We start from the raw sequence: 14,063 nt of genomic DNA on the forward strand, positions 1-14,063 counted from the left end.
TTATAAAGCGCGAAGCAAGCAAGGAATGAATATGGCAGATATTCGGATTACCGGTAGAATGGTGAATTTTACCCGAATTACCTTTGACACCAATGATCATAATGTTATCCGCCAACAATTAAGTGCCATGATGAGTGAAACCTCTTATGAAGGTGCGCTTGTCATTCTAGACACAACCGTTGAACAAGAACTCATTGGACTCATTCAATTGGTCATCAGTTTAGGGTTACAGCCAATGGCTGTCGTTGATGGTTTAATGGGTGATGAAGCACGTGCGATCCAATTCCCAGTTCTTGCGGCTGATCGTCCTTTGCAGCGCATCAAAGCAACAAAAGAACAAGTGGTAGAAGCCCCAGCAAATACCCCTGAAGCTGAGAAGGCTCCAACACACATAGCTCCTGCAACTACACATAAAACTTCGTATCACGATGAAGTGCTTAGAACAGGACAATGTCTGGTACAAGATCACGGCGATATTATTTTAACTGCTGGAATTAATAGTGGCTCTGAAATCATCGCTTCAGGAAATATACATATTTATGGCTCTGCTCGTGGTAGAGTCATCGCCGGCGCCGGTGGCAATACAGCAGCACGAATTTTCTGTCATGTTTTAGAAGCTGAATTAGTATCTATCGCAGGAACATATTGTGTTGCAGATGATATTCCACCACATATGCTAAAAAAGTCAGTACATATCTATTTAAATGATGCTCAAGAGCTTGTCTTTGAAGCACTCGAATTTTAATGTATAACTAAACATGAGAACCCCTATAGTATTGGGGATAAACATAACAGGAGTGGATTCGGTGGCGAAAATTGTTGTCGTAACATCAGGTAAAGGTGGCGTAGGTAAAACAACTACCAGTGCATCTTTTGCAACAGGTTTAGCCCTTCGTGGCCACAAAACTGTTGTAATCGATTTTGACGTAGGTTTACGTAACCTCGACCTTATCATGGGTTGTGAGCGTCGTGTTGTTTATGATTTTGTGAATGTATTAAATAACGAAGCGAGATTACAACAAGCACTTATTCGCGATAAAGAAATCGAAAATCTATATATTTTACCTGCATCACAAACCCGTGATAAAGATGCGTTGACCGATGAAGGTGTTGCACGTGTTATGGACGAACTTTCTCAAGAGTTCGACTACATCATTTGTGACTCTCCTGCAGGTATTGAACGTGGTGCGATTTTAGCAATGTACCATGCTGATGAAGCAATCATTGTAACGAACCCTGAAATTTCATCTGTCCGAGATTCCGATCGTATTATTGGTATGTTGGACAGTAAAACGAAGAAAGTAGAAAATAACGAAGGTCGTATTCGTAAGCATCTTTGTATCACACGCTTCAACCCTGAACGTGCTGACAAGCAAGAAATGTTAACAGTCGATGATATTTCTAAAGATATCCTTCGCGTGCCAACGCTCGGTGTAATTCCTGAATGTAAAAGCGTGTTACAAGCTTCGAATGAAGGTAAGCCTGTTATTCTTTATACTGAAGAAGCAGCTGGACAAGCTTATGACGATCTTGTTGCACGCTTCCTTGGTGAAGAACGTCCATATCGTCACATCTCTGTGAAGCCGAAAGGCTGGTTAGCACGTTTATTTGGAGCATAAAGATGGCAGGATTCTGGAGTAAACTTTTTAGTAGTGATGACAAACCATCAAGTGCACAAACAGCTAAAGATCGCTTAAAAGTTATCGTGGCATCTGAAAATGGTCTAGGTAAGCGTTTAAGCCAAGATAAAATTGATTTAATGAAAAAAGAAATCATGCAAGTTGTGAATCGTTATGTGCGTGGTGTAGATGAACAGCATATACAAATGTCGGTTCGCTCAGAAGCAAATATCGAAATGCTAGAAATGAATATCAATTTGCCTGAAGAACGTTAATCTGATTTTTGATTAGTCAAGCAAATTGAATCAGGGCAAAATATGAGAGTGGCAGAAATAGGCTATTAGCTATATTCCGCCCACTTGAAGCAGAGCTTCAAGTCTTGCGACTAGACAAAGCAGTGCTTTGCTCATCTAGTCTCATATTTTGCCCTTTTTTATTGATTAAAAATACCAAGGAGATTGTGATGGCATTATCACAGCCAGCCACGTTCAATGAAGAATGGTCAGACGAGCGTGTTTTTGCCTATTTAAATCAGTTACCTCCTGAAGGTGTAAACGCTGATTTTCATGTTCTCTATCATGCTTTTAAACATATGCGTGCTAATGACTATGAGCGTTTACTCACTAAATTTATAGCAGATGGTCGTAATCTTAACGCTCAAAATCCTGAAGGCAAACGTATTCATGATGTGATCGCAGAATTCCCACGCCAAAGTGCAGAATTCCTTGCTGTTTTAGCAAAATTTGCCTAAAAAACAGATAAAAAAGCCTGCTTGAGCAGGCTTTTTTGATTTAAATCTATCTTATACCTGTTAAAAAATAGTTTCGTATTAAGGTTACTTTTACGTTTGGGTGAAACTTAGATTATTTCCATTGCCAACCCAATGCAATAGCACCACCAACATCACCTTGTGAACTTGCGGTTCCAGACGCTTTATAGACAAAGCGATTCGTTTCAGAAACCCCACTAAATCCAATGGCAATACCTTGCTCACCATCCCATGTACCAGCAGCTGCACTGAACATACTTGCACCAGCATAAGTTGGCTGGGGTAATGAAGCGACAGCCAAAGATGATGCAATAGCTGCTCGAGTGTCACGTCGTTCATCGGCAAAACTCTGTTCTAAAGCATTTACACGTCGACTAGTATACTCATTGGCCTGATTCAATATTTCATTGGTTCGTATATTCGTATATTCCTGTGCATCGCTCAAAACTTGCTGATCTGCTTGACGCATTTGTTTTACATTGACTGCGTCGGTATCCGCTGTACCTGCTGCCACATTAACAATTTGGCGCTGTTGCGTAGAGGAACCCACTGAAACCGTATTGTCCCGATCGGTAGACGAAGCATTTCCTAAAAGAACAGCATTATTTGCGTCAGACGTTATATTATTCCCAAGAGCTACAGTACTATTTCCTGAAATATTGTTGAAATTACCAACTGAATGCGTATTTTCACCCGTAACCGTATTGTGATTTCCTAAAGCTGTTGCATGTTCACCAGCGACTTGTGATTCAGCCCCAATTACAATACTCTCACGACCCGATGCTACTGATGAACTTCCGATTGCAAGAGCATCTTCACCTGTTGCATTTGGTAATATTGCATTTTCACTAGGATTTGTTCCAACAGATATTGCGACAGTTCCACCACTAGCCAAAGACGTTAGCCACTGTTGTTCGGTGCCATTAAAGCCATTTTGTACAGCAATCTCAAAAGCACTAAAACCTTGATCACCTTTGTCACCTTTGTCACCTTTTAAGCCTTGAAGTCCTTGATCACCTTTATCGCCCTTGTCGCCTTTTAAGCCTTGAAGTCCTTGATCACCTTGATCTCCCTTATCACCTTTCAATCCTTGAGGACCTTGGTTACCTTTATCTCCTTTGAGTGACGTCAGCCAATCTTGCTCTGTTCCTACAAATCCATTATTCACCGCCACTTGGTAAGCACTATCACCTTGTGGTCCTACACCGCCACCAGGTCCACCGCTTGCACCTGGTATACCTTGATCCCCTTTGTCACCTTTCAACCCTTGTGGACCTTGATCACCTTTATCTCCCTTATCGCCTTTTTCACCTTTTAATGATGTAAGCCAATCTGTTTCAGAGCCCTCAAATCCATTACTCACAGCAACCTCGTACGCACTTGGTCCAGCTGGTCCAGTGGTACCTGTACCTGTTTCACCACCAACACCATTATTTTCGAGTGCAGACACTCGGTCTTTTAACGCTGTAAATTCAATATCAATCCCTCTAATTGTTTGATTTAGGTTTTGGTATGTAGAGCCTTGCATTTCAAATGAAAGGGGCATCACACTCCCCTGAAACATAGTCACCCCAGTACCCAGAATTCTTTGTAAACTGGCTGTCAATTGATCAACATTAATAGCATCATGAGTATCTAATCCCCATGCTAAGTTCATGATTCGGCGTTTTAATTGATCACTACCGACTGAAATAACATTCTCTCGATCTGCAACCGATGCACTACCTAAAGCAACAGAGTTGCTCGCATAAACCTGACTCAGCTCACCAATCGCGACTGACTCTCTTACGGATGTATAATTTGGTCCTGGTCGAATAATAATAGAACCACCGACAGCCACATTAGTGTGACCTTGCACATTACTGTTGGAGGCAAATATATGAGAACTCGTCGCACCAACCTCATTAAATCCACCAAAAATCATCGAGCCATTAGTGTTGACGTCGTGAATATTATTCATACCAACAACAACAGATTTTACAGACGAGTTTAAATTTGAAATCCCTATAGAGATACCCCCTTCAGCAGTATTTGAACTACCGATCGCAATACTCCCTTCCCCCTTAACCACTTGATTATTACCAATGGCAATATTACTTGTATGATGTGTTGTGTTTTGATTTCCAATGACCACATTATTTTGCGTTGTCGTTACAGCGTTTGGTGTCACCGTATTATTCAAACCAAAAACAGTATGATTCATCCCAATATTGACGTTATTGCTTTGTCCCATAACCACACTGTTCGGTGCAACCACTGAGTTATTTTCACCACAGATGAAAGATGTAGTGTCTGAATTCGTCGCTGTGCCTGTTGAACCCTCACATTCATCAGCTTGCACCTGACTCGTCATTGCGGTTAATGCCCCAATTAAAATCAGATAACCTGTCGTCATTCCAATATTTTTTAAAGATTGTGTAAAACGTGTACGTCCAAGTTCCCCTGTTACGACTAATTTTCCATTACGATTACGGATAACTCGGTATATATGGTTCATGTAATTCCCCTTAGTTTTTGACATGGTCATGTCACTTGCAGGTTTTCCATAGTTTGCAAGAAAGACCTTTTATAATGAGGAAAATCAAACCATAAAGCTGATAATCTAGAAGCCCCCCTTTAAGGGGGGATGAAAAAAATATTTTTGTGAAAAAATGATTAATATTTACTTTTTTATCTCAATTTTTTTAAAAAAATCTATAATTTGAATTTGTTATAATCAAAACAGTTCAATCGAAGATGAATTCAATAAGTTTTCGTAAAAGTGATCGAACAAGGCTCGGCACCCTCCATCGCCTGAGAAATCTTTGCTGTACTCAACTTCCGCTCCTTACCATTGCGCCCAGTATTTTTGACTATTTGAATTTTTTGATTCCACATGATGCCTACGGTATGGCACTGACCTATCCAAATGGTGAACCTTATATACTGTATTACAAAAATCTTAACCCTCGGTCGATGAGGTATGTGCAAGAAAATACTGAATTATTCTTAAACTTAAAAACCGAAAGCCATATCCGCTGGCTCAACTGCCCTATGTTACCCAAAGTCGGAAATCTTTTACGCCCAGATGATCCGTATTTTCATAGCTTAACCTACCAGATGATTGTGCGCCAAAGCGGTCTTCACCATACACTAGATTTAAGATTAGAACGCAATCATATTCCTGCAGGAGGTATTACCCTCTATAGGCGTATGTCACACCCCTTCCAATTACAAGATCATCGTTTATTAGAACAAGCTGGTGTCTATATCGAATATGCGCTTAACAATCAAATGGAGGATGGCGACGATGTAATTGAATCAGATCAAGCGTTGTTAATCGTGAATTCTCAAAATGATTTAGTCATGATGACTGATGCTGCAAAGGATTTACTGAATCTCTTCCCGATACATTATGAATTTTGGGAACCATATAAAGCGTTGCCAAAATCATGCTATCAAGTCATCAATGAGCTTAAATATGGGCAACAAATCCCCAAGCTTAGTTTGACCATTCCTAATGGAATATTAACCCTTCGTGCTGAATGGTTAAGTAGTCAAAATACAACCGATACAAATATCGCCTTATACTTAAAGCGCTCATTACCACGCTCCCTCATTATTTTAAAAAAACTAGAAGCACTTGATCTATCCCCCCGAGAATGCCAAGTGGCTTTTTCGTTAATTACAGGCATGAATAAAAGTGAAATTTTACAAAAATTATCCATTAGCCCTGCGGTATTTAAAGATTGTGTCAAGTCAGTTTATCAAAGCTTGAATGTTCACTCTGTGAGTGAACTGATCACATTTGCCAGCCAATGGACTACCCCCAAAAACAACACTTTTTTGAGTTAAATAAAAAAAAGCAACCTATGGTTGCTTTTTCTGAGTCAGTCTTCGTTAAACTAAAATTTCACGTTTACCATTTGCGCCCATTGCACTCACGATACCGTTTTCTTCCATTTGGTCAATAATACGTGCGGCACGATTATAACCCAGACTAAACTTACGCTGTAAAGATGAAGTGGATGCTTTGCGGGTTTCTAAAACAAAAGCAACACATTGATCATAAAGTGCGTCACGGTCAGAAGCACCATCACCATCCTCAAAGCCACGTGATGCTGGCTCTTCATCAAATGGGGTGAGAATTTCATCCACATAGTTTGGTGCACCACGCTCACGCCATGCATCACAAATACGGTTCACTTCGTCATCGGCAATAAATGCACCATGCACACGCTCAGGCTCAATTTTACCTGGTCCTAAGAACAGCATATCACCATGTCCAAGCAAATCTTCTGCACCACCCGCATCCAAAATCGTACGCGAGTCAATTTTAGAGTTTACACGTAGCGCAACACGCGTCGGTATATTCGCCTTAATTAAGCCCGTGATTACATCGACGGATGGACGCTGTGTCGCAAGTAATAAATGAATGCCAGCAGCACGTGATTTTTGAGCTAAACGAGTGATCATTTCTTCCGCTTTCTTACCCACCTGCATGATCATATCTGCGAATTCATCTGCAACAATCACAATCGAAGGCAATGGTGTAAGTCTAGGTGCACGTTCTCCAGCAACTGACTCACTGGCTTTCCAAGTTGGATCAAATAGATCTTCACCATTGGCAATTGCTTCTTCAACTTTACGGTTATAGTCACTCAATTTACGTATTTTTAAGAACGACATCAGCTTATAACGACGCTCCATCTCATTCACACACCAATTTAAAGCACTGACTGCATCTTTCATGTCAGTCACAACAGGCGTGAGTAAATGCGGAATATCGTTATAGTTCGCCAATTCAAGTTGTTTAGGATCAATCAAAATAAGGCGCAATTGATCTGGCGTATATTTTAAAAGCATCGATAGAATCATCGAGTTTACAGCAACAGATTTACCTGAACCTGTGGTACCCGCAACCAACATATGTGGTGCCTTGCCCAACTCAGTAATGACTGGGTTACCAGAAATGTCTTTACCCATGGCCATGGATAAGATTCCATCTGGATCCTTAAATTTTGGAATTTGTACCAATTCAATCAGGCGCACCATCTCACGTGTACTATTCGGAACTTCAATGCCAATGTAAGGTTTTCCAGGGATCACCTCAACAACACGTACTGATGCCATCGACATTGATCGTGCTAAGTCACGAGAAATATTAGTTACTTTCGAGGCTTTCACACCAGGCGCAAGATCCAGTTCAAATCTGGTCACGACTGGACCCGGTTGAGCTTCAATCACTTTCGCTTTGACATTAAATTCTTGTAATTTAATTTCTAACAGTTCTGATAATCTTGATAATTGCTCTGCAGTGAAGTTTACTTTTTTGTTTGGGTCTACTTCATCAAGTAAATCCAAACCAGGAAGTGGTGATAAATCTTTACGGCGCTCTGCAACTTGCATTGCACGAGACATTGGACGACCAGCAGCATCTGTTAATGGCGCATCGAAATCAAACTCATCCTCTTCAACTTCGGGCTTACCTACCGTTTCTTGCCAAGCTTCTCTAAAAGCATCCTTATCTGAAGATATACGTTGTTTTTCCTCATCACTCACTTTAGCAACAGGAATTAATGATCCCTCTTGCTCAACCATATTTTGTGGTGATGGAGCAATAATACCTTGCTCTGATTCATATTCTGCGACTGTATCTAACTTAGGTGAAGTCATAAATTTAATATTTGGCGTCACCAAATTTGGACGCTTGACCTCTGGATTAGACAAAGCTTCTGCTTCATCCGCAAGTGATGCAAGACCATCAAGCTCAGAAGCTAACAGATCTGCTTTAGTGATCGCTTCCGCCGCTGCGCTAGATTGACTTGCGTATACAGCACTTGCACCAATAGCTGAGGTATTTTGGATTAGGGATGCTGTATTTTGATCATCAGCAGATTGACCTGAAGGATTTGTTTGATGATGAAAAGGAGTATGAATATCTTTGGCGTGCTGTCCTTGTGGAACAACTTCAAGCAATTCATCAAAGATTTGATCATCATTCCAGTCCAAAGCAGTATCTTGAACAGTTGAGCGCTGCTCTACTCGAACGTTTTTACTTAATTCATTAATTTCTGAAGTACGTTGATCAAGCTGATCCTCCTCTGCTGCGCGCAAAAGCTCATCAATTTCTCTTTTATGATCTTCATCGCTATGCAAGGCTTTCCAAACTTCACCCGTTGGAACAATACGTTGACTCTCACGCTCTAACTCATGCGCTTTCGCGATGGTACGCTCGAGCTCTGCCTCATCATCTTCATCAAAACGATGATTTTGTTGAGACTCTTGGAAACGCATATCTTCAAATAGTTTTTCAGCAGTACGTTCATGACGCGCTTGTAATTGATCTATTTCTTCTAAATGACTGACATCATTGAGCTCAGCTTGATGAGGGACTGGAGCTGAATCTTTTACAGGAGGTTCAATTTCTTTTTTCGCTTTTGGCTGAGTCGTCAAATCATAAGCTGATTCAGTCTCAGGTACATTTTTATAGAATAAATCTTGCAAATAAGCGGGTGTCGCCTTCAAAGTAGACCATGTCTTGTTCCACTGAATACCAAAAGCCAGTGTGATTAGAACGATGCTAAGTACGATCAGAAAAAAAACGGCGCCATAAATCGTCAAAAGCTGTTTTAAACTCTCACCCAATTCGTAACCAATGATTCCACCTGAAGCGTTAGCAAGCGTATCTGCAGGCACTGACCAAAGTAAATAAAACAAACTCGCGACGGTAAGTAGAATGAAAAATTGAGCAGCAAAACGAAATGGGCGACTCAAAAAACTTCTTGGCCACCACACTTGAATCGCTTCAATGAATAAATAAATTGGAATCAGTAAACTTGCCCAGCCCAGAAATCCAAATAAGAGATCTGCAATCCAAGCACCTGCGACACCACTTGCATTTGAAACTTGTTGAGTATCACTCGAAATATGCATCCAACCCGGATCAAATGGCGTATAAGTCACTGTTGCTAAAAACAGATAAATACCAAATGATATTAAGAAGAATGTTAAAACTAAGCGCTGTGCATATACACTCGACACCGCAGTCATATACTGTCCTGTAAACGATTATTCATTAATGTTCTAATGTTGAAATGGAACAATTTCTTCATTATAGAAAACTTACTATTATGCACCTGTTCATAAAAAAAAGGTGCAGCTTTCTAAGGTTTCCTTGTTAACACTTTTATCTATATAGCTCAATTCGATTTAGTTGATCAATATAATCCACATTCATTCCACACAACTGTGGTGAAGTTTCACGTATAATTTTCAGCAAGTCGATATATCAAATTAAAAGGATGCTTATACATGAGCGCTCGTCACTCAAGATTGATTATTTTAGGTTCTGGTCCTGCGGGTTATAGCGCAGCTGTATATGCTGCACGAGCAAATTTAAAACCAACTTTAATCGCAGGTATGCAATTGGGTGGTCAGCTCACCACAACTACAGAAGTTGATAACTGGCCAGGTGATCCTGAAGGCTTAACAGGTCCTGCTTTAATGGAGCGTATGCAAGCTCACGCAGAACGTTTTGGTACTGAATTGGTTTACGATCACATTAACGAAGTTGACTTAAATGTACGTCCATTCGTTTTAAAAGGTGATATGGAAGAATACACGTGTGATGCTTTGATCATTGCAACAGGTGCTACGGCTCAATACTTGGGATTAGAATCCGAAGCTGCTTATATGGGTCAAGGTGTGAGTGCGTGTGCAACTTGTGATGGTTTCTTCTATAAAAATCAAAAAGTCATGGTTGTCGGTGGTGGTAACACTGCGGTTGAAGAAGCGCTTTATTTATCAAACATTGCTTCACATGTAACACTTGTACATCGTCGCGATAAATTACGTTCTGAAAAAATCCTTCAAGATCATCTTTTTGCAAAAGAGAAAGAAGGGAAAATTAGCATCATCTGGAACCATGAAGTTGAAGAAGTACTTGGTAACCCTCAAGATGGCGTTACTAGTGTTCGTTTGAAATCTACAACTGATACTACAACACAAAACGTTGAAGTGACTGGATTGTTCGTCGCTATAGGTCACAAACCTAATACTGCAATGTTTGAAGGTCAGCTTGAACTACGTGATGGTTATATCCAAGTTCAAAGTGGTACACGTGGTAATGCAACTGCGACTTCTGTTGAAGGCGTATTTGCTGCAGGTGATGTTGCAGACAATATCTACCGCCAAGCAATTACATCAGCAGGTTCAGGTTGTATGGCTGCTTTAGACGCTGAGAAATATTTAGACAACTAATATTTATTTAAAAACCCAAAAAACCACCTTCGGGTGGTTTTTTTATTCTTTCAACTTGGCATAATCATTTTAAACATTTTTATCTTCGGTTTTTCATTATTATTTTTAGAACTTAATCCCTATGCTCCCTCCTTCTGAATTTATTTTCCCTAATCCAATTGAATCCGATCCCGAAGGTCAAGGACTAATCTGTATAGGTGCTGACCTCTCCCCTTCTACATTATTTGAAGCTTATACACATGGTTTATTTCCTTGGTTTTCCGAAGGTGAGCCGATCTGCTGGTGGAGTCCAGAACCTCGCTGCATTATCTACCCTTCGTCATACCATCCAAGTAAATCACTCATTCGTAACATGAAAAAACATGATTATACGATTACCATTAACCGTGATTTTGAACATGTGATACGTTCTTGCTCATTACCACGAAGTTATGCCAATGAAACATGGATTAATGAAGATATCATTCAGGGTTACTGTTCATTATTTGAGGCAGGCTATGCATATAGTGTCGAAGTACGCAGAGAAAATTCGATTGTCGGCGGGCTGTATGGTGTCTCTATAGGTCAGGGTATTTTTGGTGAATCCATGTTTAGTCGAGAGACTGATGTTTCAAAAATGGCTTTTTATACCCTCATGTTGATCAGCCTTGAAAACCAGGCACCCTGGGTTGACTGTCAATTGGTGAATGATCATCTCATGAGCTTAGGTGCTTGCACAATTTCTCGCCAAGACTACCTTAATTCGTTACAAGATGTGATAAAACAGCCTCAGATTGATTGGCAAAAGTATAAAGACGGTGTATTTTCAAGTAAAACAATAGCATTTGATCAAAGACTCATGGATTGAGAAATAGGAGGGACAATATGAATTCTTATCAACCCCAGTCCCTATTAAATGAACTGCAGTATTACATTACACCACCGCATGACTGCAGTTATCTTCCCGAGAAATCAGCACGGATGGTCTTTTTAGATCCTGCTCATAAAATCGACGTTGTAACTTTATCAGAATTGTCTCGTGTAGGATTTCGAAGAAGCGGAGATTTTGTCTATCGACCTGAATGTCATTTGTGTCGACAATGCCTTTCATGTCGTGTACCTGTTTATGATTTTAAAATGAACAGTCAACAAAAGAAAGCTTGGAAACGTAATCAAGACTTAGAAGTTAGAATAACCCAAACTCAAGATGCTACTGATTTACACTATCAACTCTATGAACGTTACATCAATGAGCGTCATTCAGATGGAGATATGTTCCCCCCTAGCTATGATCAATTCGAGAAGTTTTTGATTCACAGTTGTAGCAATAGTTTCTTTATAGAACTTTGGAAAGATAATCGACTCATTTGTGTCTCAACCTGCGATGTATTAGATGATGGAGTATCCGCCGTCTATACATTTTTTGATCCAGATGAATCCAAACGTTCTTTAGGTGTTTTTGCAGTCCTTAAGCAAATTGAATATGTAAAGCAGCACAATCAAGAGTTTGTATATTTAGGATATTGGGTACCCCATTCATTCAAAATGAAATATAAGTCCCAATATGCGCCTTTTGAATTATTACTGGATGGTCAATGGCGACGTGTTAATAAAATGCTCAGCAACGAAGAAATCGATCAATTAGGTCATATGCTGATGACGACACTTCCCTCTGAATGGAATAACTTTATTGTAAAGTAAGGTATTGAATTTTGTCACTTGAATAAATCTGCAAAATTATCACTGCATGCCTTTACCATAATGATGGCATGCTCTTTTCCACCATCTAATGTTGGATAATAGTTTTTACGCATATCAATTTGATGAAATCCGGATTTCTCATATAGCGCAATCGCAGCCTTATTACTTTCTCGGACCTCTAAAAAGATTTGTACAGGATCATTATTGAGTTGAGCCATTGAAGCTGCAAGCAATTGATATCCCAACCCTTTTCCACGCATCTTCGGATGAACTGCCATCAACAGCAAATTCGCTTCATCCAATACAGGCTGTAAAATACAGAAACCAACAACACGATTCTGGTATTCAATCACTGTAGATTGATATGAATCAACCGCTTCTAAAAATTGTTTTTTTGTCCAAGGATGCGTTTGCCCCAAACTTTCAATTTCATATACCACCTCAACATCTGATGTCAGCATCGGTCGAATCATAATCACTACATTACATTTTTTAAGTGAGTACATTATAGAAAGTTCGAAAATAAATGAAATAAAAAAAGGCAGCTTACGCTGCCCGAATGCACAAAAGTAAATACTTAAAAACCGAGTTTTACTTTCCATGTTGCCAATAAACCCACGGTATCCAAATCATTCGGATGGAAGCCTGGTTTAAAATAAGCCAACATTTCCTTACCCATACCAGAAATAATGCCTTTAGATGGACTATATCCATAGGTATAGATATCTTTCAAAGATGCAATATTTAACTGTTTATCGTCTTTCAATAAACGCGCTACAAAATAAGTCTGCACCATGAATAGCACAACCATTGCTGCCACTAAAGAAGATGTTCGAGCAAGATAAGATTTGATTCCTTTACCGAACACACCTTCAAATACATCATATGCGACAGCCTTATGCTCATTTTCTTCAATGGCATGCCAAGCCCACATCGTCGCCATTGTTTCATCAGTCATTAATGCTTGAATATGTTCGTTACGCAATAATTCTGAGGCAATGGTTGCTGTAAAATGTTCTAGCGCAGTCGTTCCCATCAGATCGATCATTTCTTGTGAAATACCAAATGGTTTCATAACGGTGCTAGCTGACTTACGAAAAGTTTGAATGACCGTATCTGTGGCTTTTTCAAGTGCAGCAACATCATGTCCAAATTTTTGTGCTGATGCATTAAAGCCAGCATGCTCATGTGTATGCATTGCTTCCTGACCAATAAATGCTGAAATCTCTTTTTGGAGATCTTCATTATCTTTAATGGCTGGATGTTGGCGAACTGCACGCACTGAATCGATAAAGAATTTTTCACCTGCAGGAAATAATGCAGATAACGCTGTCATGAAATGAGTTAATCCTGCTGAACCATTCATCCAATATTCTGGTACGTGATCAAAATCAAATTGCATACGACGTACTGGAAATGATGCACCGGCACGATTTGTAATATTTACTTTAGCATTCATTGCTGGACTCCTATTCGGGATCTATCCAAATCTAGTTTTATGATTCTTTTCATTACTTCATCTTAGTGATTTATTATTTTTATGATAAATGCCTTATAGGTCACATCATTATCAGTTAAGGACAGCTTACAATTCTTATTGTCTAACAATTTTTAGATTACATAAAAAACGCCCCAATGGGGCGTTTTTTCACACAATCAATACTTATGCAGTTACTTTAGCAACAACACCAGCACCAACTGTACGACCACCTTCACGGATCGCAAAACGTAGACCTGGGTCCATTGCGATTGGG

Annotated in this window: 13 protein-coding genes; 8 read left to right on the forward strand and 5 right to left on the reverse strand. The window is 39.8% G+C overall.

Going from position 1 to position 14,063, the window contains the following annotated elements; genetic code table 11:
- Positions 1-31 precede the first annotated feature (31 nt).
- From minC to AC1M9F_RS13005, 4 genes are all read left to right on the forward strand, one after another.
- Complete coding sequence (gene minC / locus AC1M9F_RS12990; protein ID WP_180000266.1) at positions 32-745, forward strand: septum site-determining protein MinC; 714 nt, start codon at positions 32-34, stop codon at positions 743-745.
- A gap of 61 nt (positions 746-806) precedes the next feature.
- A complete protein-coding gene (gene minD, locus AC1M9F_RS12995) occupies positions 807-1,619 on the forward strand; it encodes a septum site-determining protein MinD (protein WP_035267390.1) in 813 nt (270 codons plus the stop codon).
- 2 nt (positions 1,620-1,621) lie between these two features.
- Positions 1,622-1,894, forward strand: a complete 273-nt coding sequence (gene minE, locus AC1M9F_RS13000; protein ID WP_035267388.1) for a cell division topological specificity factor MinE — start codon at positions 1,622-1,624, stop codon at positions 1,892-1,894.
- Between the two features lie 188 nt (positions 1,895-2,082).
- A complete protein-coding gene (locus AC1M9F_RS13005) occupies positions 2,083-2,370 on the forward strand; it encodes a PA4642 family protein (RefSeq protein ID WP_481587883.1) in 288 nt (95 codons plus the stop codon).
- Positions 2,371-2,482: 112 nt separating this feature from the next.
- On the opposite strand, the gene AC1M9F_RS13010 is transcribed toward AC1M9F_RS13005, so the two are convergent.
- Positions 2,483-4,885 carry a YadA-like family protein gene (locus tag AC1M9F_RS13010; RefSeq protein ID WP_481597972.1) on the reverse strand — a complete coding sequence of 801 codons (2,403 nt, stop codon included), beginning with the start codon at positions 4,883-4,885 and terminating at the stop codon, positions 2,483-2,485.
- 467 nt (positions 4,886-5,352) lie between these two features.
- On the opposite strand from AC1M9F_RS13010, the gene AC1M9F_RS13015 reads away from it, so the two are divergent.
- The gene (locus AC1M9F_RS13015; RefSeq protein ID WP_035267383.1) at positions 5,353-6,222 is read left to right on the forward strand and encodes a helix-turn-helix transcriptional regulator; all 870 of its coding nucleotides are present in this window, start codon (positions 5,353-5,355) and stop codon (positions 6,220-6,222) included.
- Between the two features lie 45 nt (positions 6,223-6,267).
- Here the strand turns inward: AC1M9F_RS13015 and AC1M9F_RS13020 are convergent, their stop codons facing one another.
- Positions 6,268-9,420: a DNA translocase FtsK 4TM domain-containing protein gene (locus AC1M9F_RS13020; RefSeq protein WP_481597973.1), complete on the reverse strand. Its 3,153-nt coding sequence runs from the start codon at positions 9,418-9,420 to the stop codon at positions 6,268-6,270.
- 261 nt (positions 9,421-9,681) lie between these two features.
- Here AC1M9F_RS13020 and trxB point away from each other — a divergent pair, with 261 nt between their 5' ends.
- From trxB to AC1M9F_RS13035, 3 genes are all read left to right on the forward strand, one after another.
- Positions 9,682-10,629 carry a thioredoxin-disulfide reductase gene (gene trxB, locus AC1M9F_RS13025; protein ID WP_035267378.1) on the forward strand — a complete coding sequence of 316 codons (948 nt, stop codon included), beginning with the start codon at positions 9,682-9,684 and terminating at the stop codon, positions 10,627-10,629.
- Between the two features lie 115 nt (positions 10,630-10,744).
- Entirely contained in the window at positions 10,745-11,476 is a 732-nt protein-coding gene (aat, locus tag AC1M9F_RS13030) for a leucyl/phenylalanyl-tRNA--protein transferase (protein ID WP_481597978.1), read from the forward strand.
- A 17-nt stretch (positions 11,477-11,493) separates the two neighbouring features.
- Positions 11,494-12,309 (forward strand): arginyltransferase, encoded by an 816-nt coding sequence (locus AC1M9F_RS13035; RefSeq protein WP_481597974.1) that lies wholly within the window; start codon positions 11,494-11,496, stop codon positions 12,307-12,309.
- A 14-nt stretch (positions 12,310-12,323) separates the two neighbouring features.
- On the opposite strand, the gene rimI is transcribed toward AC1M9F_RS13035, so the two are convergent.
- The 3 genes from rimI to AC1M9F_RS13050 all read right to left on the reverse strand — a co-directional run.
- A complete protein-coding gene (gene rimI / locus AC1M9F_RS13040) occupies positions 12,324-12,782 on the reverse strand; it encodes a ribosomal protein S18-alanine N-acetyltransferase (RefSeq protein ID WP_481597975.1) in 459 nt (152 codons plus the stop codon).
- Positions 12,783-12,886: 104 nt separating this feature from the next.
- Positions 12,887-13,768, reverse strand: a complete 882-nt coding sequence (locus AC1M9F_RS13045) for a metal-dependent hydrolase (RefSeq protein WP_481597976.1) — start codon at positions 13,766-13,768, stop codon at positions 12,887-12,889.
- Positions 13,769-13,972: 204 nt separating this feature from the next.
- Positions 13,973-14,063: EF-Tu C-terminal domain-related protein (locus AC1M9F_RS13050; protein ID WP_019509660.1), on the reverse strand; the 91-nt coding region annotated here is incomplete at its 5' end.

It is taken from the genome of Acinetobacter sp. ANC_7504 (assembly GCF_056779995.1).

Bases quoted from the DNA above. Each gene is read 5' to 3' on its own strand.
- minC (WP_180000266.1), top strand. From the start codon at position 32: ATGGCAGATATTCGGATTACCGGTAGAATGGTGAATTTTACCCGAATT.
- minE (WP_035267388.1), top strand. From the start codon at position 1,622: ATGGCAGGATTCTGGAGTAAACTTTTTAGTAGTGATGACAAACCATCA.
- AC1M9F_RS13005 (WP_481587883.1), top strand. From the start codon at position 2,083: ATGGCATTATCACAGCCAGCCACGTTCAATGAAGAATGGTCAGACGAG.
- AC1M9F_RS13010 (WP_481597972.1), bottom strand. From the start codon at position 4,885: ATGAACCATATATACCGAGTTATCCGTAATCGTAATGGAAAATTAGTC.
- AC1M9F_RS13020 (WP_481597973.1), bottom strand. From the start codon at position 9,420: ATGACTGCGGTGTCGAGTGTATATGCACAGCGCTTAGTTTTAACATTC.
- trxB (WP_035267378.1), top strand. From the start codon at position 9,682: ATGAGCGCTCGTCACTCAAGATTGATTATTTTAGGTTCTGGTCCTGCG.
- AC1M9F_RS13035 (WP_481597974.1), top strand. From the start codon at position 11,494: ATGAATTCTTATCAACCCCAGTCCCTATTAAATGAACTGCAGTATTAC.
- rimI (WP_481597975.1), bottom strand. From the start codon at position 12,782: ATGATTCGACCGATGCTGACATCAGATGTTGAGGTGGTATATGAAATT.
- AC1M9F_RS13045 (WP_481597976.1), bottom strand. From the start codon at position 13,768: ATGAATGCTAAAGTAAATATTACAAATCGTGCCGGTGCATCATTTCCA.